Origin of the sequence: Pseudomonas sp. NFACC14, from assembly GCF_900106885.1 — a bacterium.
GTDB lineage: Bacteria > Pseudomonadota > Gammaproteobacteria > Pseudomonadales > Pseudomonadaceae > Aquipseudomonas > Aquipseudomonas fluorescens_AA.
Genome location: NZ_FNOA01000005.1, coordinates 66868 through 87754 on the forward strand (window position 1 = coordinate 66868; position 20887 = coordinate 87754).

At 60.2% G+C, this 20887-nt stretch carries 24 protein-coding genes; 14 read left to right on the forward strand and 10 right to left on the reverse strand.

Annotation, left to right across the window (positions count from 1 at the left end; genetic code table 11):
- Positions 1 to 196 precede the first annotated feature (196 nt).
- Positions 197 to 1186, forward strand: coding sequence for a hypothetical protein (locus BLU85_RS10390; protein ID WP_092201640.1), 990 nt, complete (start codon positions 197 to 199; stop codon positions 1184 to 1186).
- A 4-nt stretch (positions 1187 to 1190) separates the two neighbouring features.
- Here the strand turns inward: BLU85_RS10390 and BLU85_RS10395 are convergent, their stop codons facing one another.
- A complete protein-coding gene (locus BLU85_RS10395) occupies positions 1191 to 2003 on the reverse strand; it encodes a sulfite exporter TauE/SafE family protein (protein WP_092201638.1) in 813 nt (270 codons plus the stop codon).
- A gap of 113 nt (positions 2004 to 2116) precedes the next feature.
- Between BLU85_RS10395 and BLU85_RS10400 the strand changes: the two genes are divergently transcribed.
- Together BLU85_RS10400 and BLU85_RS10405 are read left to right on the forward strand one after the other, a co-directional pair.
- Positions 2117 to 2893 (forward strand): AraC family transcriptional regulator, encoded by a 777-nt coding sequence (locus BLU85_RS10400; RefSeq protein WP_092201636.1) that lies wholly within the window; start codon positions 2117 to 2119, stop codon positions 2891 to 2893.
- A gap of 83 nt (positions 2894 to 2976) precedes the next feature.
- Entirely contained in the window at positions 2977 to 3294 is a 318-nt protein-coding gene (locus BLU85_RS10405) for a helix-turn-helix domain-containing protein (RefSeq protein WP_003204826.1), read from the forward strand.
- Between the two features lie 17 nt (positions 3295 to 3311).
- Here BLU85_RS10405 and BLU85_RS10410 read toward each other — a convergent pair whose 3' ends face one another.
- Positions 3312 to 4370, reverse strand: coding sequence for an MBL fold metallo-hydrolase (locus BLU85_RS10410; RefSeq protein ID WP_092201634.1), 1059 nt, complete (start codon positions 4368 to 4370; stop codon positions 3312 to 3314).
- A gap of 189 nt (positions 4371 to 4559) precedes the next feature.
- Between BLU85_RS10410 and BLU85_RS10415 the strand changes: the two genes are divergently transcribed.
- The gene (locus BLU85_RS10415; protein ID WP_092201632.1) at positions 4560 to 5168 is read left to right on the forward strand and encodes a TetR/AcrR family transcriptional regulator; all 609 of its coding nucleotides are present in this window, start codon (positions 4560 to 4562) and stop codon (positions 5166 to 5168) included.
- 29 nt (positions 5169 to 5197) lie between these two features.
- Here BLU85_RS10415 and BLU85_RS10420 read toward each other — a convergent pair whose 3' ends face one another.
- Complete coding sequence (locus BLU85_RS10420) at positions 5198 to 5731, reverse strand: DUF1003 domain-containing protein (protein ID WP_092201630.1); 534 nt, start codon at positions 5729 to 5731, stop codon at positions 5198 to 5200.
- A gap of 93 nt (positions 5732 to 5824) precedes the next feature.
- Complete coding sequence (locus tag BLU85_RS10425) at positions 5825 to 6772, reverse strand: LysR family transcriptional regulator (protein WP_092201628.1); 948 nt, start codon at positions 6770 to 6772, stop codon at positions 5825 to 5827.
- Between the two features lie 14 nt (positions 6773 to 6786).
- On the opposite strand from BLU85_RS10425, the gene BLU85_RS10430 reads away from it, so the two are divergent.
- Both BLU85_RS10430 and BLU85_RS10435 read left to right on the forward strand, forming a co-directional pair.
- Positions 6787 to 7497, forward strand: a complete 711-nt coding sequence (locus BLU85_RS10430; RefSeq protein ID WP_092201626.1) for a CTP synthase C-terminal region-related (seleno)protein — start codon at positions 6787 to 6789, stop codon at positions 7495 to 7497.
- Positions 7494 to 7808 (forward strand): antibiotic biosynthesis monooxygenase family protein, encoded by a 315-nt coding sequence (locus BLU85_RS10435; RefSeq protein WP_092201624.1) that lies wholly within the window; start codon positions 7494 to 7496, stop codon positions 7806 to 7808. Before BLU85_RS10430 ends, BLU85_RS10435 begins: the two co-directional genes overlap by 4 nt.
- 201 nt (positions 7809 to 8009) lie before the next feature.
- On the opposite strand, the gene BLU85_RS10440 is transcribed toward BLU85_RS10435, so the two are convergent.
- Positions 8010 to 8336: a DUF2025 family protein gene (locus BLU85_RS10440; protein ID WP_092201622.1), complete on the reverse strand. Its 327-nt coding sequence runs from the start codon at positions 8334 to 8336 to the stop codon at positions 8010 to 8012.
- A 44-nt stretch (positions 8337 to 8380) separates the two neighbouring features.
- Complete coding sequence (locus BLU85_RS30475; protein ID WP_139207955.1) at positions 8381 to 8581, reverse strand: hypothetical protein; 201 nt, start codon at positions 8579 to 8581, stop codon at positions 8381 to 8383.
- On the opposite strand from BLU85_RS30475, the gene BLU85_RS10445 reads away from it, so the two are divergent.
- The 3 genes from BLU85_RS10445 to BLU85_RS10455 all read left to right on the forward strand — a co-directional run bounded on the left by BLU85_RS10445 (position 8580) and on the right by BLU85_RS10455 (position 11342).
- The gene (locus BLU85_RS10445) at positions 8580 to 9707 is read left to right on the forward strand and encodes a glycerophosphodiester phosphodiesterase (protein WP_092201620.1); all 1128 of its coding nucleotides are present in this window, start codon (positions 8580 to 8582) and stop codon (positions 9705 to 9707) included. The two genes, BLU85_RS30475 and BLU85_RS10445, sit on opposite strands and share 2 nt — an antisense overlap.
- 122 nt (positions 9708 to 9829) lie before the next feature.
- Complete coding sequence (locus tag BLU85_RS10450) at positions 9830 to 10135, forward strand: PepSY domain-containing protein (protein WP_072408632.1); 306 nt, start codon at positions 9830 to 9832, stop codon at positions 10133 to 10135.
- Positions 10136 to 10319: 184 nt separating this feature from the next.
- Positions 10320 to 11342 (forward strand): transporter, encoded by a 1023-nt coding sequence (locus BLU85_RS10455; RefSeq protein ID WP_072408633.1) that lies wholly within the window; start codon positions 10320 to 10322, stop codon positions 11340 to 11342.
- Positions 11343 to 11408: 66 nt separating this feature from the next.
- Here BLU85_RS10455 and BLU85_RS10460 read toward each other — a convergent pair whose 3' ends face one another.
- A complete protein-coding gene (locus BLU85_RS10460) occupies positions 11409 to 13034 on the reverse strand; it encodes a methyl-accepting chemotaxis protein (protein WP_092201617.1) in 1626 nt (541 codons plus the stop codon).
- A 343-nt stretch (positions 13035 to 13377) separates the two neighbouring features.
- Between BLU85_RS10460 and BLU85_RS31125 the strand changes: the two genes are divergently transcribed.
- The 3 genes from BLU85_RS31125 (at position 13378) to BLU85_RS10470 (ending at position 15091) form a co-directional block, all read left to right on the forward strand.
- On the forward strand, positions 13378 to 13521 hold the full coding sequence (locus BLU85_RS31125) for a hypothetical protein (protein ID WP_170847594.1): 144 nt from the start codon (positions 13378 to 13380) through the stop codon (positions 13519 to 13521).
- A gap of 72 nt (positions 13522 to 13593) precedes the next feature.
- Complete coding sequence (locus BLU85_RS10465) at positions 13594 to 13788, forward strand: hypothetical protein (protein WP_092201615.1); 195 nt, start codon at positions 13594 to 13596, stop codon at positions 13786 to 13788.
- Between the two features lie 103 nt (positions 13789 to 13891).
- Entirely contained in the window at positions 13892 to 15091 is a 1200-nt protein-coding gene (locus BLU85_RS10470; RefSeq protein ID WP_060740977.1) for an MFS transporter, read from the forward strand.
- Here the strand turns inward: BLU85_RS10470 and arfB are convergent.
- Both arfB and BLU85_RS10480 read right to left on the reverse strand, forming a co-directional pair.
- A complete protein-coding gene (gene arfB, locus BLU85_RS10475) occupies positions 15088 to 15501 on the reverse strand; it encodes an alternative ribosome rescue aminoacyl-tRNA hydrolase ArfB (protein WP_092201612.1) in 414 nt (137 codons plus the stop codon). The two genes, BLU85_RS10470 and arfB, sit on opposite strands and share 4 nt — an antisense overlap.
- A gap of 162 nt (positions 15502 to 15663) precedes the next feature.
- Positions 15664 to 17079, reverse strand: a complete 1416-nt coding sequence (locus tag BLU85_RS10480) for an amino acid permease (protein WP_092201610.1) — start codon at positions 17077 to 17079, stop codon at positions 15664 to 15666.
- A gap of 938 nt (positions 17080 to 18017) precedes the next feature.
- Here BLU85_RS10480 and BLU85_RS31130 point away from each other — a divergent pair.
- Positions 18018 to 18155 carry a hypothetical protein gene (locus tag BLU85_RS31130; RefSeq protein WP_042729498.1) on the forward strand — a complete coding sequence of 46 codons (138 nt, stop codon included), beginning with the start codon at positions 18018 to 18020 and terminating at the stop codon, positions 18153 to 18155.
- A 93-nt stretch (positions 18156 to 18248) separates the two neighbouring features.
- Positions 18249 to 19214 (forward strand): M29 family metallopeptidase, encoded by a 966-nt coding sequence (locus BLU85_RS10485; protein WP_092201608.1) that lies wholly within the window; start codon positions 18249 to 18251, stop codon positions 19212 to 19214.
- A 207-nt stretch (positions 19215 to 19421) separates the two neighbouring features.
- On the opposite strand, the gene rluB is transcribed toward BLU85_RS10485, so the two are convergent.
- Entirely contained in the window at positions 19422 to 20657 is a 1236-nt protein-coding gene (rluB, locus tag BLU85_RS10490; protein ID WP_092201606.1) for a 23S rRNA pseudouridine(2605) synthase RluB, read from the reverse strand.
- Positions 20658 to 20887 lie beyond the last annotated feature (230 nt).

The window sequence follows — 20887 nt, forward strand, 5'->3', positions numbered from 1 at the left end:
GGCTGCTGCGCAGCCCAGCGGGAGCAAGCTCCCTCGCCACAGGGTTGGTGTCGAGCTGGGGATATCAATAAAGTCTCGGGTGCTGTCCATGGCCGGGGTATTGCTGCAGATTTTGCACTGAGCTGAAAACAGTCAGTGCAACCCACCCCGTCTCCCGCTATTAATATCCTTTCCCCCTCAAGGACCCGAGTCCGCAATGAAATTCGACCTCGCTTACTGCCGCAGCCTCGACGACAAGCTGTCGATCTATGACGTGCGCGATCTGAATTTCGACGAGACGGTGGCGTTCGATTCCGCGAAAGAACAGTTCCAGTGCCCCAACGATGCCTGTCGGACGGCGTTTGATGAGGAGAATCGGCTGACGACGCTCAATGCCAAGAGTGTCAATTACATTCGCACGCCACATTTCAAGAACCAACCAACGACCCAGCATATCGAGGGTTGCCCTTATGTCAGTCCGAAAACGCCGGGGTTGGGTGCGCAGAGTGGCGAGGCGGAAACGGATGACGACCGCGAAGAGCATTTTCCGTCGGAGCTGTTACTGACTCGGCGTCAGTACGTGCGTAAACCGTCCGATCTGCCGAAGGATTTTGAAGCGACTCGCCCTCCCCCCCTCTCTGCATCGTCCCACGGTGATGACACTCACTCCGCCCAGGACTCGACGCCGGACAAGACCAGTGTCTTCGCCCACCCGGTGGAATGTTTCGTCTCGAATTTCGATAACAAGGATCTGCTCAAGCGCATGCCGCTGAAGATCGGCGAGCACACGGCGCCCTATGGATCGTTCTTCAAGAAGATCGAGTACTTGCAGGACAACAAGGGCTTGATTTACTGGGGCAAGATCAAGGAGATCAAGGATTATACGCTGAGCTTTCGCATCGATTTCGAAGCAAAGGTCTGGTTCAAGCAAGCGGACGAGGCAAAGAAGAAGCCTTACTCAGTCAATGTTTACCTGAGCAAGAAGCTGATCGACAACTACCGCAAGCGCAAAGCGTTCCTGGAAGAAATCAAGCACGCCATCGACAGTGACGAGTCGTTGTATTGCTTCTTTTATGGCGTGACGCCGGAGTTCAAGCAGGTGCCGAGCAAGAAAAACCCCGACCAGACGTTCGGGGTGTTCAGTGCCAATATCGAGAACCTGGACCACTTCATTATTCGGGAAGCGCCGGGGTTGGCGGATCAATAACTCCCTACCCCAGCAACATCCCACCCATCACCACCACCAGTAACCCCACATACACCCGCGCATGCAGCCGATCCGGTATCCGCCCGATCCACGGCGTTGCCAGGCGGATGCCCACTAGCGCCCCGAGCGTGAGTACAACGAAGGCCAGCAAGTCGACATAACCGACGAACCACGGCCCCAAGTCTGTTCCGGTGAAAGCGGCCAAGGCCATGTAGGTCACAGTGCCGGCCAGAGCGACAGGCAGGCTCAGCGGATTGGCCATGGACGTCGCCTGGGACATGTTCAAACCACATCGGCGCAGCAGCGGCACGGTCATGACACTTCCGCCGACCCCCAGGAACGTGGCAATGATTCCGACAGCCGTACCACCCAACGTCGTCTCCATCGCCGACAGAGGTCGTGGGTCGGCATCGCTGCCGCGTGTCAGAAAACCTCGGCGCAACAGGCAATCCAGGATGGTCAGGCCCAAGTAGGCAATGAAGGCGTAGCGGATAATCTCGCCGCTCATCCAGCTGGCAGCCGTTGCGCCGAGGGTCGCGCCCAGGGCGATGAAGCCGCCGAACGGCCACAGGTAATGACGAAGCAGCTGACCGGCGCGGTGATGTTTTCCAGTGGCAACCAAGGCGTTGACGATCATGACGCAGGTGGAAGTGGCCACGGCGATGTGCATCGCCGATTCACCGATAACGTCACCTGCGTGGCGAGCCATCAGCAGGCGGTAGATCAACGGCACCACGACAAAACCACCGCCGAACCCAAACAGCACGGCGGTCACGCCACTCAAGCAGCCGAAACAGGCGAGCAATACGTAGAACATCCAGGGAAGTCCGTGGAATGGGGAGGCGTCCACGATAGGTAAACGAAGGCTGGCCCGCTGTAGCAAACCAGCCAATAATGTTCGCGTTTACGCCAATCGCGAGTCACCCTTCGATGCGCAACACTTCGATCGATTTGTTGGATGCGACACCCAGGGCGGTCGTCGCCATTGGTACCGATTATCCCCACGGGCATTTGCTACCGTTGCACCGCCATCGCCGGGCACAGTTGCTCTACGGTGCCACCGGGGTGATGCAGGTCAGTACGGCAGATGGCAATTGGGTGGTGCCGCCGCAACGAGCAGTCTGGATTCCGCCGGCGATCGACCATGAAGTACTGATGCTGGGCGTGAGCACCCGCAGCCTGTACATCGAACCGGCTGCGGTAACGGCCATGGACACGCGGTGCCAGGTCATCGGCGTGTCGCCCTTGATGCGCCAGTTGCTGATGGAAGCCGTAGAGCTTGCGCCGGACTACGACGAGGCCGGACGCGATGGCGCGCTGATCGATCTGCTGCTCCACGAACTGCTGCGCAGTACCCATCTGCCACTGCACCTCCCACTGCCCCAGGATCCGCGCCTGCTCGGCCTGTGCCAGGCGTTCCTGAAACACCCCGACACTCATGCCTCGCCCGTGCAATGGGCGGCGCAATTGCATATCAGCCTGCGCTCGTTCAATCGCCTGTTCAGCCGGCAGACCACGCTGAGTTTCAGCCAGTGGCGACAGCAGGCGTGTGTCATGGCGGCGCTGGCCCGTTTGGCCGAAGGGGATTCGGTGACGCGCATAGCCCTGGATCTGGGCTACGACAGCCCCGCTGCGTTTTCCACCATGTTCCGTCGGGTACTGGGTCACGCACCGAGCGCCTGGCTGGAGAAGACCACCGGTCATTGATCAAAAAATGAGATTGATCAGGAGCCAAAACAACTGTACAAAAACACAGTACTTTTTTGAATCCCATCGCTTTGGAGCACCCCATGGCCTCTCTCGCAATCAAAACCACCCTGGAACGCATCGCTGTCTATCAATTCACCCCTGCTCACAGTGCGCAGGCCCGAGCCATGCTGGGCTGGAGTGTCGAGGAGCTGTCCCGGCAATCCGGCGTCTCGGTCCAGGCCATCCGCCGCTTCGAGGCCGGCGGCGAGTTGCTCGATGTCACCCGCTTGGCCCTGGCATTTCGCCTGGAGGCCGAGGGCCTGGTGTTCTTCCCCGGGTTTGCACCGGGGCGCGGCATGAACATCAAGGGCGCGACGCCGGACCCGATGGGGCGCTCCGATTACGCGATGATCGAATAACACCCACTGCGCAGGTGCTAGGCAATACCGGCCCGGTCCGGGTACGCCGAGGTTTCTACGTCCAGCCACCAGGCGCGGCCACGTTGCGGCTGCGCCAGGGTGAACGCTTCGCCCATTTGCGGAGTGGTGATGCACACGTTGCGCTCCCAGGCCAAGGCCAGGATGCGATCGAAGGGTTCATACCAGGCATGCATCGCCAGGTCGAACGTGCCGTTGTGGATCGGCAGCAGCCAGCGACCCTTCAGGTCGATATGAGCCTGCAGGGTCTGCTCCGGCTGCATATGGACATGGGGCCAATCGACGTTATAGGCGCCGGTTTCCATCAGCGTCAGGTCGAAGGGACCGTATTGTTCGCCGATGCGTTTGAAACCCTCGAAGTAGCCGGTATCGCCGCTGAAGAAAATCCGCGTGGCGCCATCGATCATCACCCACGAGGCCCATAAGGTGCTGTTGCTGTCGAACAGACCGCGACCGGAAAAATGCTGGGAGGGCGTGGCGATGAACTCGATGCCGTCCACCTCGGTGCCTTGCCACCAGTCCAACTGACGCACCTTGCTGGCATCGACACCCCATTTGATCAGGGTATCGCCCACGCCAAGGGGGGCCAGGAAGTGACGAGTCTTGGCCGCAAGCTTGAGGATGGCCTGATGATCGAGGTGGTCGTAATGATCGTGGGAAAGGATCACCGCTTCAATCGGCGGCAACTCTTCCAGGCTGATGGGCGGCTGATGGAAACGCTTGGGGCCGACCCATTGCACCGGTGAAGCACGTTCGGAGAACACCGGGTCGGTCAGCCAGAACTTGTCCCGCAGCTTGAGCAACACGGTGGAGTGGCCGAGACGGAAGACGCTGTGATTGGGCGCGGCCAGCAACGCGGCGCGCGTCAGCGGCTGAACCTCGATGGCGCCCGCAGGCCGGGTAGCACGCGGCTTGTGGAAGGTCATGTTCCAGATGATGCGCAGGGTCGTGCCGAACCCTTGCCGCGGAGTGAAGGCGTGATTGCGATACTTGCCCTGTTCGTGCCGGGATAAATGTTGGGCGGCCGGGCTATCGGTCGAAAAAGAGGGAATGGTCATGGTGCGATAACTCCAAGGACGTCGTCGCAATTGCGCTTCGCCGTTGTGGGACGCTGGAAGGCCGTTGCATGCACGCTCAGCCGTTCGACAGATAAACTACACCATTCGGTGTAGTTTCTAGATTGCATGAATGCCGGAAGCAAGTAAACTGCCGAGTGTAATTTCTCTCCTCTCAACCGACGAATGCCCATGACCGTACCGCAGCGCCTTACCGAGCGAAAACGCGAAGCCATTCTCCAGGCCGCGATTGCTGAATTCCGTAGCAGCGGTTTCGAGATCACCAGCATGGACAAGATCGCGGCGACTGCCGGCGTATCGAAGCGCACGGTGTATAACCATTTCCCGAGCAAGGAAGAACTGTTTGCCGACATTCTGAATCGGTTATGGAACAGCGTTACCGCAGAACAAGACATGCCCTACAGCTCGCAAACGCCGCTGCGGGAGCAGCTTCAAACGTTGCTGCAAGCCAAGCTGCACCTGCTGGCGGACGAGAATTTCCTCGACTTGGCGCGCATCGCCATCGCCACAACGATTCACTCCCCGGAGCGGGCCCAGGACATGGTGTCGCGCATGGGCCAACGTGAAGAAGGCCTGACGGCCTGGATTCGCCAGGCCCAGGCCGATGCTCGGTTGAAGCCCGTGGAGCCGGCATTTGCCGCCCAGCAAATGCATGGGCTACTCAAGACGTTCGCCTTCTGGCCGCAGGTTTCGATGGGGCAACCGAGCCTGACCCAGGAGGAGCAGGCCCGGGTGATCGAATCGGCCCTCGACATGTTCCTGAGTCGTTACCAGGCCTGATTGGCCAGCACATCCCGCTGGATGAGGGGCTATTGCAGCGATGGGTTGTGCACAACCTTCTGGTGCATTTCGGTGGTCAAGCTGTCGATACGCTCGGTCAACGCCTTGGTCATTTCCGTCAGGCGGGTGTTCTGCTCCAACAATTGGAGCAACTGCGCCGTGTTCTGCGCGGCCTGGGCCTGGCGCTCGCTGTTGGCGACGGCCAAGGCTTCGCGATGTTGCGCATCGGCTTCCGCCTGGGCCTTGTCCCGAGCGGCCTGCCGGGTTTGCGCCAGCAAAATCAGCGGGGCGGCATAGGCCGACTGCAGGCTGAACGCCAGGTTCAGCAAGATGAACGGGTAAGCATCGAAGTGAAAGACCCCCATCAGATTCAGGCTGACCCATAGCAGCACGATCAAAGTCTGCGCACCGAGGAGCATCGGCGTCCCGAAAAAACGTGCGAACGCCTCCGCCCTCAGCGCAAAGCGGTCATTGCCAAAAGTCGGCGCCAGATGAGCGTGAGGGCGATGAAAACGCAAGTGGTCAACAGGTGCGGTGGGCGTGGTTTGGGAAGACTTCGTCATCGTGATGTTCTCTGCCAGGGGCTGGTGCTCAGAGCACTATAACCGTTAGGGGATCATCATCCATTGAGTCATGCACAGCCTGCACGTTAAAAGTCAGCGCAACCGCAGATTGCGCCCCAACTCGTCGAACAAGGTCACCACCGAACGCAGGGCCCGGCAGTCCGGACGGGTCAGAAGCCACAGAGCCGTGTCATATCCCTGCAACGGTTCACCGAATGGCATCAGGCCCTGGTTTTCGTCGATCAGAAAGTCCGGCAGCGCCGCCACCCCCAAACCAGCCCGCACCAGTTCGGTGACCGAAAGCATGCTGTTGCAGCGATAGGCGGGCACTACGCCAGGTAGTTGCTGACGACGCCAGGCCACGGTGGGGTGATCGGGGAGAAAATCGTCCGGCGCGATCCAGGTCATGCCGGCCAGGTCATCCACATTCGCCGGACGCAGGTACGTGGCACCGGCACATACCCGGAACGTCACATTGCCGAGGTTGCGACCAACCAAGTGCTCCGGCGGCGTACGGGTCAGTCGCAACGCAATGTCGGCATCGCGGCGGCTGAGGTTGGCGAAGTCATTCGAGGTGCTCAACTCGAGGCTCAGCGCCGGATAAGCAGGCATGAAACGCGCCAGCGCCGGCAGCAACAACGCTTGCAGGACCGAATCACTGCACGTCAGGCGCACCGTCCCGCTGATGACCTCGCCGCCCTGCTCCACCCCCACCCGCGCCGCCTCCAAAGCCTGCTCGGCGCGTTCGGCTTGTTCGGCCAATGCCTGGGCCAGGCTCGTGGGCAAGTACCCGGAACGGCTTTTCTCGAACAAGGGCTGGCCCAGGGCTGCCTCCAGCCGACGTACCGAACGAAACACCGTGGACACGTCCACCTGCAGCAGCCGAGCGGCCCGGGCCAGCGAGCCGCCACGAACCAGCGCCAGGATCAGGGACAGATCGGGATAGTCCAGACGATAGTGCGTTGCTGCATTGATCACTTGGGTAAACGCCAATATTGATTGCGTGAACGCCAATCTATAGTGGCCACCAGGAATCAACAAGTGGCGAGCCTCCCATGGAAAAACAGCATCCGTTAAACATCGCCCTGGTCGGCGACCACGACCCACACATCACCGCTCACCGGGCGATCCCCCTCGCACTTGAGCTGGCAGGCAAACAAACCGGCCATGCCATTCGCTTGCAATGGCTGGCAACGCCGCTCATTACCGACCACGCAGTGCTGGAGGATTTCGACGGTGTCTGGTGCGTGCCCGGCAGCCCCTACCAAAACGAAGCCGGCGCCTTGCAAGCCATTCGTTTTGCCCGCGAACAGCGTCGCCCTTTCCTGGGCACCTGCGGTGGTTTTCAGCATGCCGTGCTGGAATATGCCCGTCACGTGATGGGCTGGGTCGACGCCGTCCACGGTGAAACCTCTCCCGAGGCTGAACGGGCACTGTTGACGCCGCTGAGCTGCGCCCTGGTGGAAACCATCGACAGCCTTCAACTCGAGGCGGGCTCGTTGATCGCCAAGGCCTATGGCCGACAGACAGCGTTCGAGGGCTACCATTGCCGCTTCGGGGTCAATCCGGATTTTGAAAAAGACTTGCTGAGCCAGCGCCTGCACGCCGTCGCCCGGGACTCGACCGGCGGCCTGCGAGCGGTAGAACTGCAGGACCATCCGTTCTTTGTCGCCACGCTGTTCCAGCCTGAACGAGCTGCGTTGGAAGGCCGGGTGCCGCCGCTGGCCCGTGCGTTTGTCGAAGCCTGCGCGAGGAAAACGTCATGAGCGCCCACTGTTACGCAGTGATTTTCACCTCCCAGCGTACCGAGGGGGACCAAGGCTACGCCGAAGCCGCCGAGCGCATGCTGGCCCTTGTCCGGAAGCAGCCCGGATTTTTAGGTGTCGAATCGGCCCGTGGCGACGATGGTCTGGGGATTACTGTGTCGTATTGGAGCGATGAAGCCGCGATCCTGGCCTGGAAGCAGCACCCCGAACACTGCGCGATCCGCGAGCGCGGTCGCTCAACCTGGTACACCCATTGCCATACGAGGGTGTGCAAGGTCGAACGGGACTATGCGTTCCAACGCCCAAACTGACTAATGCCAGGACACAAATCCTTGTGGGAGCGAGCTTGCTCGCGATGGCGGTATGTCAGTCACGGTGATGTTGGCTGATCCACCGCTATCGCGAGCAAGCTCGCTCCCACATTTTTTCCGGGTGTTTTCCTATTCATTGTTCAGCGCAAATCCCTGTGAGAGCAAGCTCCCACAGGTTTTCTGTTCAGCTCAGGACCAAGCTCAGCCTTCCACCAACTGCCGCACCGCCACGATTTCCGGCAGATCGCTGCGAGCCATGTACACCCGCAACGGTTCGGTGAGGTTGATGCGGTCGTCGATGTTCTGGTCCAGCAGCAGCTGGACTCGCTCACGCTTGAGGGCCATGGTGCCGTCTGCCACCGCAACCCAGACAAATTCGCTGGTGGGAATGATGCCGTCGTCGGCCACGTCCATGCCGAAGGCGTCTTCGCTGAACCGTACGATGTACTGGCCGGTCTTGCGGTTCAGGCCGACAAAACCCTTGAGCTGGTCGGCGGCCTGGCAGATGAATGTCGAAGTGGTGCGCATGGTAAACCTCATGGATGCGTCCCTCGGGACGTCTGATCGATGGTTTACACGCAGGGCAAACGAATGTTGGAGTTAAGGTTTCCCTCTGCCGGGGAAACTGGTGCGGCCAAGGGTACTGCAAAGCGGCCTTGAAATGCGTGGGAAAAATCTGCTTTACACAGGTTTATGTCGGTGTAGCGATAGCGCCAACCGCGCTCAATTGTTAAAAGATAGGTTTTTGCCCCCTGCGAAAGGATCTCGAGCATGCCTGTCACCTTCACCCGCAGCGCCTTGGTGCTGAGCCTGTTGCTCGGCTTTGGTCAGACACAAGCCTCCGAAGCCCCGAGCCCCAAGGCCCTGGCAACCCATCAAGGCATTCCGCATCCGGCGGTCATTGCCCACCGCGGTGCCTCGTTCGATGCGCCGGAATCCACCGCCGCCGCCTACAAGCTGGCTCGCGACCTGGGTGCCGACTATCTGGAACTGGACCTGCAACGCAGCAAGGATGGGGTGTTGTTCGTCCTGCATGACGACAGCCTGCTGCGCACCACTGATGTCGCCACCAAGTTTCCCGAACGCAAGGACAGCACCGCCAACGAGTTCACCATGGCGGAACTCAAAACCCTCGATGCCGGCAGCTGGTTCAACACCGCCTACCCGGACCGCGCCCGTCCTTCGTTCGCCGGCCTGAAAATCCTCACCCTCGATGAAGTGATCGACATTGCCGAGGGCAACCCACAGCACAAACCGGGGCTGTACATCGAAACCAAGGAGCCGAAGTTGTTTCCCGGCATCGAACGTGACCTCAAGGACAAACTGCAGGACCGTGGCTGGTTGAGCCCCTCCGGCTCCAAGCTCGCCAAAAGCGCCACCGGGGTCGGTCAAGGCAAGGGCAAGGTGGTCTTGCAGACCTTCGAGAAGAGCAGCCTGGAACTGCTGCACAAAGAGATGCCGAAAGTGCCGAAGATCCTCTTGCTGTGGGTCGGCGAGGGCAACATCGAACCCAAGTCCAAGGTGCCGTTTGCCGAATCCGGTGAAACGGACAAGGCGGTCTACTATGCCAAGCAGGAACCCAAGGACAGGGCGGAATTCGAGAAATGGGTCCAGTACGCCAAGGCCCAGGGCGCAGTGGGCACCGGTCCGTCCGCTGCCTTGACCCATGGCGGCAGCCAGAGTTACTCGGATCTCGTGAAGCCGTGGATGAACCAGTACACCCATGCCCAGGGTTTGCTGGTGCATGTCTACACAGTGGATGAGCCGGTGGACTTCAAGAAAGTGATGGATGCTGGCGTCGATGGCATCTTCACCAACCGTGCCAGTGAATTGCTCAAGTACTTCAAGCGTCCCGAAACAGGCAGTGTGACGCAACTGTTGGAGAAGAACGGCTACTGAGTCGAAAGACGTTTCCAGGAAACGTGCTTCAAGTTTTTTCGAATTAAGGGTGAATTAAGTTGCCACAGATAATCTGAACCCACTTAAACGACTCACCCTTTAACGACACCAAGGAAAGACATATGAAAACTTTGACTGCCCTGTTCACCGCTGCCGCTCTGACCCTCACCGCTGGCCTGGCCCAGGCTGACGTTCGAATCGACCAGGTTCCGCAACTGGTCAAGGAAGGCAAGATCAAATCCCTGGAATCGATGAACGAAGAAGCCCTGAAGTTGCACCCAGGTGCCACCATCACCGACACCGACTTGGATAACCACTTCAACGGTTATGAGTATGAAGTGGAACTGAAAACTGCCGACGGCAAAGAGTTTGACGTGGACTTCGATGCCACAACGGGTAAAGTCCTGTCCAACAAGCAAGACACTTGATCCATCGATTAAAGGCGCCGCGCAACTTTCAAGTTGCGCGGCTTTTTTGCGTACGTCGTGTGTAAACCGCCACCGATCTGACGATACCGCGCAACTGTCACAAAACCTTCAAGAAAGCTTGCAATGATGCCGCTCAAGTGAACCTGTTGTCGCCGCGACAGGCACTCCCCGCCAGCGAGCCCTCATGAACCACAGCATCGACCAAAGCCATCGCGATCCTGACCTGTTCGGCCTGCTCTACGGATTTCGTTTCCGCCCCGGCGAGCGTGGCAGGGAGATCGATTCGGCCCAGGCCCTGCGAAGCCTGCAACAACCGCAAGACCCGGATGAGTTTCTCTGGCTGCACCTGAACCTGGCTCACGCAGCGTGCGAACGCTGGATGAAAAGCCACCTGGCCCTGCCTGAGGAATTTTTCGAAGCCCTGCACGAGGGTTCACGCTCGACCCGGATCGAACATGTCGACTCGGCATTGCTGGCCGTGGTCAACGATGTGGTGTTCAACCTCAGCAACCTGGTGTCCTCGGATGTCTCCACGTTGTGGGTTTGCGTGCACAGTCGGTTGATCATCAGCGCGCGCCTGCAACCTTTGCATTCGGTCGACAAGCTGCGCTCATCGGTCAAGGCCGGCGAGTGCTTTCGCTCACCGCTGGAACTGCTCGTGCACCTGCTACGCGACCAAGGCGAAGTGCTGACTCAGATCGTGCGCAAGACCAGCCTCAGCGTCGACCAGATCGAAGACCAATTGCTCTCTTCGCGACTGTCCACCAACCGCTCCGAGTTGGGCGCCCAACGTCGCGTGCTGGTGCGCCTGCAACGCCTGCTGGCCCTGGAGCCAGGCTCGTTGCTGCGCTTGCTCAACCGTCCACCGCAATGGTTGCAGAAGGAGGACGTCAAGGAGTTGCGCAAGTCCACCGAGGAGTTTGCCCTGATCATCAACGACCTCACCGCCCTGGGCGAGCGGATCAAGCTGCTGCAGGAAGAGATCGCTGCCAACCTCAACGAACAAAGCAACCGTACGCTGTTCACCCTGACCGTGGTCACGGTCCTGGCGCTGCCCATCAACATCATTGCCGGTTTCTTCGGCATGAACGTCGGCGGCGTACCGCTGGCCGGTGACCCCGAGGGCTTCTGGATCCTGGTGGCGCTGGTGGCGACCTTTACCGTGATTGCAGGCCGATGGGCGTTTCGCAAGCGACGCGATTATTGAAATTGATCCACCTCAGGTTCGCATAAGCTTCTGTGGCGAGGCAGCTTGCTCCCTCACCACAAGCCGTCAAGCACTCAACCGCGCCGTCACTTCATTCAACTGCCCGGATAACCCATGCAAATCCCGACTGGCCGCTTCGGTGCGCTGCACATTGTCGAGGTTGGTGCTGGCGATGCAGGTGATTTCAGTGAGGTTGCGCGAGATGTCTTCGGCCACGGAGGTCTGCTCCTCCGCGGCGGTGGCGATCTGGCGGTTCATGTCGCGAATCGCTTCCACCGCCTGGGTGATGCGCTCCAGCATCGCGCCGGCCTGGGTCACCTGCTCGACACTTTCTTCACTGCGCGACTGCCCGCTTTCGATGGCCTGGGCCGCGTCCACTGCGCCAGTCTGCACGGTCTGGATGATCTGATTGATTTCGATGATCGATGACGCCGTGCGCTGGGCCAGGTTGCGAACCTCATCGGCGACCACCGCGAAACCGCGACCGGCCTCACCCGCCCGTGCCGCTTCGATGGCTGCGTTGAGTGCCAGCAGGTTAGTCTGCTCGGCGATCCCGCGAATCACTTCAAGCACTTTACCGATGCGCCCGCTGTCGGTTTCCAGGCGACGGATCACCGTGGCCGTGTTGGCGATTTCGCCACGCATCTGGGTGATGGTGTGGATAGTGCCCTGCATCACTTTCTCGCCCTGCTGCGCCGAATGATCGGCATCATCGGCAGCCCGCGCCGCATCGGCGGCATGGCGGGCAACTTCCTGGGCGGTAGCGGACATCTCGTTCATGGCCGTTGCCACCTGATCGGTGCGTTCGAATTGTTCGCTGGTGCCTTGGCTCATCAGGCTGGCGATGGCATTGAGCTCACCGCTGGCACTGTCCAATTCCGTGGCACTGCGTTGCAGGCGCGTGAAGGTTTCGGCGAGAAAATCGCGCAAGGTGTTGGCCGCCAGGGCGAGATCGCCCAGTTCGTCCTGGCGATTGCTGACGACCCGCTCGGCGAAACGGCCGCGACTCAATTGGGTCACGTATTCGATCAGGTTGCGGATGGGCTGCACCAGATTGCGGTTGACCAGCCACAGGCTGAACAACCCGATCAGCAGGCCCGAAGCCAGCATCACTACGGTGCCCAGCATAATCGTGCGATTCGCCCCGGCACTGATCGACACCGATTGCTCGCTGCCCATCTGGTGCAACTCAGCCACCAACGCACTCATCTGCTCGCTGGCAGCACGGTCGACGCCCTTGACCGCCGCATCACCGGCCGCCGCGTCCGCACCGGCCGCCACAAACGCGTCCCGGCCCTTCTGGTATGCCGACCCCAACTGACGGTGTTCGTCCCTCAGGCGCTCAATGCGCACCTTGATTGGCTCTGGGAGGTCCTTGTGTCCGATCAACTCACCCAGAATGCCCTGGACATCGTGCTGGCGCTCTTCGAATTGCTTCCAGTACTTATCCAGGTCCGCTGGCTGCTTGCCGCGCAACAGGACGTTTTTCCACTCCTGGACCTGCACCTTGAATTGCAGGTTGGCCTCGTCGATCAACTGCGAGGCGCGCAACGGGCCATCAATCAGGTGGCGATAATTCTGGACACCCTCGGACAGGAAATGAAAGGACGCCAGGGCGATCAACAGCATCGCCAGCAAACTGCCACTGAGCAGAGCAAGGATCTGGGCTCTCAAGGATTTTTGTAGAAACATGGTGGAGTCTCATGGAAGTAAAAGAGCCGAACTCACGGAGCGACATGCCCCGACCTCCATGTCCGGTGTCACGACCGAATGCAGCGGGATATACACACGCCATCGGCCCTGCGGGCGCATTCTTGAACCTTGCCGACTATCGGTAATCCCTGGTGTCGGCCGCCAGGAAAGCTCGTCCAAGCCACCGTAAAGTGAGATTGGTCATGACTTGTCCAGACAATCCCTTTTGTCGGCACAACGGGATTTAAAAGTCTTTTTGTCATTTCTCCTGGGGTATCCTGCCCACGCTTTGTAAAAGCGCGGATCTACCAGATCTATCCACAGACTTTGCGAGGAGCGCGATATGCACGAGATCCCTAATCTCCCCTTCCCAAGCCTGCACGACACTGAGCAGACGACCACGCTACAAGCCGGGGGGCAACCTGATGCCCAGCAACCCGAGCCCAAGGAAACCACTGAACGCCGCCAGGCCGACAGCGAAGACTGATTGACCCGCACCACCAGACCGTGTGGAAAGCGCTAAGATGCGCTTTCCACACTGCCTGAACCCGAGTGCCCCATGACCGATGACACCCCTCCCTTCAGCGAAACCCAGGCCAGCGTCCTGATCGGCACCGCCGAGAGAATGGTCGAGATCTGGACCCGCCTTCCCGCCGAGAAACAAGCGGCCCTGCTGGCCCGTTTCGGCAGCGAAGAAAACGCCATCGCCGCGCTGGTCACCACGCGCCTGGTCAGCGGACAGCACGACAGCTGAACCGCCATTGGGCAAATAGTTTTACTTTTCCACGCCCGGACGCCGCGCTCGCCGTTATCATAAGCCGCCTATCTATCCCCGCTGCTCCGTGGACCTCTTTCCCATGTCAGATTCCCAGCGCCCCCTGGCGGTCACGCTGCAAGTCGTTTCCATCGTCCTGTTCACCTTCATCGGCTACCTGAATATCGGCATTCCCCTCGCCGTGCTGCCCGGTTTCGTCCATGGCGAACTGGGCTTCGGCGCGGTGATCGCCGGGCTGGTGATCAGCGTGCAGTACCTGGCCACCCTGCTCAGTCGCCCTTACGCAGGACGAATCATCGACAACCTGGGGAGCAAGCGCGCGGTGATGTTCGGCCTCGCCGGCTGTGGGCTGAGCGGTGTGTTCATGCTCGTGTCGGCCTGGACGCCCCACCTGCCGACACTCAGCCTGATCAGCCTGTTGATCGGTCGCCTGGTGCTGGGCAGTGCCGAAAGCCTGGTGGGCTCGGGTTCGATTGGCTGGGGCATTGGCCGGGTCGGTGCGGCGAATACCGCCAAGGTGATCTCCTGGAACGGCATCGCCAGTTACGGCGCGCTGGCGATCGGTGCGCCGCTGGGGGTATGGCTGGTCAATGCGTTGGGGCTGTGGAGCATGGGCGTCAGCATTATCTTGCTGGGTTTGCTGGGGCTGGCATTGGCCTGGCGCAAAACCGCGGCGCCCATCGTCGCTGGCGAACGCCTGCCGTTCATGCATGTGCTGGGACGTGTGCTGCCACACGGCTGCGGCCTGGCCCTGGGCTCCATCGGGTTTGGCACGATCGCGACCTTCATCACCCTGTACTACGCCACGCAGCACTGGGACAACGCCGTACTGTGCCTGAGCCTGTTCGGCGCCAGCTTCATCGGCGCGCGCCTGTTGTTCGGTAACCTGATCAACCGTCTGGGCGGCTTTCGCGTAGCGATTGCCTGCCTGTCGGTGGAAACCCTCGGACTGTTGCTGTTGTGGCTCGCACCGGATGCCCACTGGGCCCTGGCGGGCGCGGCGTTGAGCGGTTTCGGCTTTTCCCTGGTGTTCCCGGCGCTGGGCGTGGAAGCGGTCAACCTGGTGCCGGCCTCCAGTCGTGGGGCAGCGGTGGGCGCCTATTCGCTGTTCATCGATTTGTCGTTGGGGATCACCGGGCCACTGGCCGGTGCCATTGCCGCAGGCTTCGGCTTTGCCTCGATCTTTCTGTTCGCCGCCCTGGCGGCCCTGGGCGGGTTGGCACTGAGTGTCTACCTGTACCGGCAGGCGCCGCGGTACCGTGAAGCGCGGGAGAAGGACTAGAAATCCACCTTGCCGCGCCCGGCCTTGATCGAGCCGCGCTTGGTCTTGGATTCCAGGCGACGCTTTTTCGAACCCAGGGTCGGCTTGGTCGGGCGGCGCTTCTTTTCGACCTTGGTGGCGCTGAGGATCAGTTCGGACAGGTGCTCCAGCGCGTCGGCCCGGTTCTGTTCCTGCGTGCGGTACTGTTGGGCCTTGATGATCAGCACACCGTCGCTGGTAATGCGACTGTCGCGCAGGGCCAGCAACCGCTCCTTGTAGAACTCGGGCAGCGACGAGGCCGGAATGTCGAAGCGCAAATGCACGGCGCTGGAGACCTTGTTGACGTTCTGCCCCCCGGCCCCTTGGGCGCGGATGGCCGTCAGCTCGATCTCGGCGTCCGGGATGTGCACGGTGTTGGAAATCGCCAGCATGGGAAAGGGTCCGCAATCAGGCCCCACAGAATACCCCGAATACCCCAGACAACGCCTAACCCTGTGGGAGCGAGCTTGCTCGCGATTGCAGTGTGTCAGTCACCCTTGATATTGCTGACCCATCACCATCGCGAGCAAGCTCGCTCCCACAGGGTCCAGTGCTTACTTGGCAGCCGCCACAGCCAATTCCTGGCGGGCACTGCGCTTGTTCTTGATCACGTAGCACACCCACATGAACACCACCCACACCGGAATCGCATACACCGAGATCTGGATGCCGGGGATCAGCAACATCACGCCCAGGATGAACACCACGAACGCCAGGCAGATGTAGTTGCCGTACGGATACCACAGCGCTTTGAACAGTGGCGTCTGGCCGGCCTGATTCATGTGCTGGCGGAACTTGAAGTGCGAGTAGCTGATCATCGCCCAGTTGATCACCAGGGTCGCGACCACCAGCGACATCAGCAACTCCAACGCATGCTGCGGGATCAGGTAGTTCAACAGCACCGCCACCAGCGTGACCGCCGCCGACGCAAGGATCGAACGTACCGGCACGCCGCGCTTGTCGATCCTGGACAAGGCCTTGGGCGCATCGCCCTGCTCGGCCATGCCCAGCAACATGCGGCTGTTGCAGTAGGTGCCGCTGTTGTACACCGACAGCGCGGCGGTCAGCACCACGAAATTGAGGATATGCGCAGCGGTGTTGCTACCCAGCATCGAGAACACCTGCACGAACGGGCTGCCGCTGTAGGCATCGCCGGAAGCGTTAAGGGTGGCCAGCAGGCTGTCCCAAGGGGTCAGGGACAACAGCACCACGAGCGCGCCGATGTAGAAAATCAGAATCCGGTAGATCACCTGGTTGATGGCCTTGGGGATCACGGTTTTCGGTTTGTCGGCCTCAGCGGCGGTGAAACCGAGCATTTCCAGGCCACCGAAGGAGAACATGATGATCGCCATGGCCATCACCAGGCCGCTCACGCCGTTGGGGAAGAACCCACCATGGGACCACAGGTTGGTCACCGACGCCTGCGGGCCACCATGACCGCTGACCAGCAAATAGCTGCCCAAGGCAATCATGCCGACAATCGCCACGACCTTGATGATCGCGAACCAGAACTCGGCCTCGCCGAAGACTTTGACATTGGCCAGGTTGATCGCATTGATCAGGATGAAAAACGCCGCCGCCGACACCCAGGTCGGGATGTCCGGGGCCCAGTAATGGATGTACTTGCCGACCGCGGTCAGCTCGGACATGCCCACCAGGATGTAGAGAATCCAGCAGTTCCAACCCGACAGGAACCCGGCGAAACCGCCCCAGTACTTGTGGGCGAAGTGGCTGAAGGACCCGGCGACGGGCTCTTCGACGATCATTTCGCCCAACTGGCGCATGATCATGAAGGCGATGAAGCCGCAGATGGCGTAGCCGAGGATCATCGACGGGCCGGCTGATTTCAGCACCCCTGCCGAGCCGAGGAACAGGCCGGTGCCGATCGCGCCACCGAGGGCGATCAGTTGAATGTGGCGATTTTTCAGGCCGCGTTTCAGCTCGCCCGAATGCGAGTTTTGTCCACTCATGAAAAGGGTCTCACGCAAGGTTTGATGATGTTCGTTAGACGTTGCCGCTCGAATCGGATCTCAAGCAGCGCCGATCAAACCCCAGCGCAGGCACCAGGACTTCAGCGTTTTTACAACGGTCATGCGTCACCTGTTTGTTTTTATCTGTGACGAAATCGAACCCGACACGCTTGTGGCGTGGCGGAGTGAACAAGGTGGATAACCTTGAAAGTGCGTGGGTACGCGCAGGGTCACAGTAAAACGCGGCGCATTGTACACCGCTGACCCCCTGCTGCCAGACACCACCGGATCAGCGTGTCGTTTGCCGGGATTGCATGGGTCCGCCTCGAACGTGCCGGGCGGCTGCAAAAAAGTGTCCAGGCCCTTGCGAGCCCCTGAAGGGTGTAGCGCGAAAAACGCCACGACGGGAGAGATGCACTCGAGCTGCGGCGTTCATTGCGCCTCCTTCTTGTTATTCACCTGCACGACAGGCATGGGGCGCATCTCACCCTGCCCATCGTTTGGAAACAAGCGGGCCAGAGCCCTGGGAAACCCAATAAGGCAAGGCGTGCGGAAGTTTTTTCTTACGATCCGGCAGAACACCGTTTTGGGCCCTCTCGGAGGCCCTTTTTTGTCAGTACTTCTTTACAACCCGTCACGCAAACTTTCCAAGTAGGAAATTTCCGTAGGCTGACTGCAAATTGACGGTAGGTAGTTACCTATTTAAAAAAACACCCAGGCGGCTGTTTTTGAATGAGTAATGTTGTCGTTGAAAATGGAACAAAAAGTTCAAACGAAAAAAATAAAATTATTTTTTTGCAATCCAAAAAACCCTCGACTAGGTTTTCAGCGACTTGCCAAGGCATCGTGCCGACAAGTTCTGTGGTGCCGTCGCCGGCCTGTTTCCACTCGCCGCATCGGTCCGCTGATTTCCGTAAAAGTCATCTAGGAGATTCACTATGCAAACACTGGACAAAGACTTGGAAACCGAACTGCAACTGGACGAATGGTTTGAAGCACCGACCCATGAAGCCGCTGTTGAAATGATGCAAGCCGACGCCGTCGTTCCGTTCGGCACGGCGATGTGGCCTCTGTAGGCACCGCCCGGCGGAGGCGATCCGGCCGGTCGACTCCGCCACTTTTTGCCGGTTGTCAGGGAAGTCAAATGAACTTGTCAGGGAAGAATAAGCATGGACACACAACGAGCCATCTCACATTTCCTTTACTACCTCGAACACCATCCCGCCCTGGCCGGCATTCAGCCCGCCAAGGTGTTGCTGGGTCATACCGCTGACTACGAAGTGCTGACCGGCGCCATTGCCGAGCAGGCGGACAGCGGCTCGCCCTTCCGGTTCAGCGCCATGCGCCTGGACCTCGAATCCACGGAGCGCCTGTCCAAGGCCATTGCCGACAGCGATCTGTATATTTTCTTCTACGACTCTTCCACCCTGCCCAACCCACGTCCCGATGGCCCGGACTTTGTCCGTGCGCTGCAAGGCGTGATGGCCGACAACTGGAAGAAATCGCTGCTGTTCAAGGACTATGGCGATTATTTCTACGACACCTTCAGCGTGATTCCCCAGCGCATCGCCGGGCTCAACAGTCACCTGATCCGGCGCATGTCCCAGGCGACGACCCTGAGCTTCCAGGATGACCACGGTTCATATTTCGACACTGCCCTGGGTGGCGTGAAGAAATGGACCGACATCAACGGGGTCGGCAACTACGACCTGGCTCCCGGCGAAATCGCCACCCACAGCGACACCATCAATGGCCGGGTGAATTTCCTCGGCACATTCCTGAGCACCATCCCGTTCGCACGTAAATACGGCGTGTTGCAATCGCCGCTGGAGCTGTGGATCGAAGACTCCACCATCCAGAAAATCGCCACCGATGTACCTGGCCTGGAGCACGACTTCAACAAATACCTGGACGCCAACCCGTCCAATCGCCGCATCGAAGAACTGGGAATCGGCACCAATGAAGGGGTCAAGAGCCTGTACGCCCGCAATGCCGGTTTCGAGGAGCGCCACTGCGGCTTGCATCTGGGGCTTGGCGGTGGGGCCAAGGGCAGCCATCACCTGGATCTGATTTTCGAGAGCGGCGTATTGGCGCTGGATAACGAGCCGATGTTCGATGGGCGGTTTGTGCTTTAGGTCGGATTTCCAGAAGGCTGAGTCCGCCATCGCGAGCAGGCTCGCTCCCACGATGGAGCGGTGCCGAACACATATCTCCCATTCACTGAAAATCAACTGTGGGAGCGAGCCTGCTCGCGATGGCGGACTCATCTGCACCACATCATGAAAGCCAGGCCAAAAAAAACGCCAACCCTAAGGTTGGCGTTTTTCATGGGTGCTCGCCGATCACTCCGGCTTACGACGCCCGAACCCCGGACGCTGTCCCGAACCTGCCGGTGCACCACGGCGCTTGCCCGATGGCGCGTCGCGGTCGGCCAGGACGATACCCGGGCGCTTTTTCGGCGCTGGCTTGGCCGGACGCTTGGTGTCGGCCGGGCGATCGGCGACTGGCGTACCGCGACCCGCCGGAGCACCGCGACCTTCACCGCGCTCGGTCCGACCATTGGCCGGACGCGGCGCACGTGGGCCACGCTCACCGTCCTGGCGAGGAGCAGGCTTGCGGGCCGGGCGTTCGCCTTCGATCTGCGGCTCGCGCGAAGGACGCGGGCCGGTCGCCACACCTTCAACAGCCGGACGCAGCGTACGCACGCGCTCGGTCTTGCCCATAGGGCGCGAGGATTTACGCTGCATCCGCTCCAGCTTGTCCTTGCTCTTGGCGGTCATCTGCGGCATCGCCACCGGTTTGAGACCCACTTCGGCGGCCAGGATGTCGACTTCGTACTGGCTCATTTCGCGCCAGCGGCCCATCGGCAGGTCGGAGTTGAGGAACACCGGGCCGAAACGCACGCGCTTGAGGCGGCTGACCACCAGCCCCTGGGATTCCCACAAACGCCGCACTTCACGGTTCCGGCCTTCCATCACCACGCAGTGATACCAGTGGTTGAAGCCTTCGCCGCCGGGCGCCTGCTTGATGTCGGTGAAACGCGCCGGGCCGTCTTCCAGCACGACGCCGGCCTTGAGGCGCTCGATCATCTCGTCGTCGACTTCGCCACGCACACGCACGGCGTATTCGCGGTCCATCTCGTAGGACGGGTGCATCAAACGGTTGGCCAGCTCACCGTCGGTGGTGAACATCAACAAACCGGTGGTGTTGATGTCCAGGCGACCGATGTTGATCCAGCGGCCTTCTTTCGGACGCGGCATCTTGTCGAACACGGTCGGACGGCCTTCCGGGTCGTCACGGGTGCAGATCTCGCCGTCGGGCTTGTTGTACATGATCACGCGGCGCACCGTTTCGGCGGCCTCTTCGCGCTTGATCACCTTGCCATCGATGGTGATGGCGTCGTGCATGTCGACACGCAGGCCCAAGGTGGCATCTTTACCATTGACCTTGATCCGGCCCTGGGTGATCCAGGCTTCCACGTCACGGCGCGAACCGACGCCGATACGGGCGAGGACTTTTTGCAGCTTCTCGCCTGCTGGGCCGATTTCCTGGCTGTCGTTCTGGTCTTGGTCTTTCATTCTGGGCACCTCCCGGTGTGGTCGGGTCAGGCTTGGCCTGACGCTTTGAAAACGAGTCTTGGACGAAGGGATCGCCAAAGGGTCGCGAATCATACGCCTGTTGAAGCGATTGCGCATCTGAGACTAGCTGATCAACCCAGGCTCAACGCTTTTTCCGCCGACCGGTGGCGCAATGCAGCGGCTCTTGGTGGAGTTCATGATGCACCGCATTCCCCTGTGGGAGCGAGCTT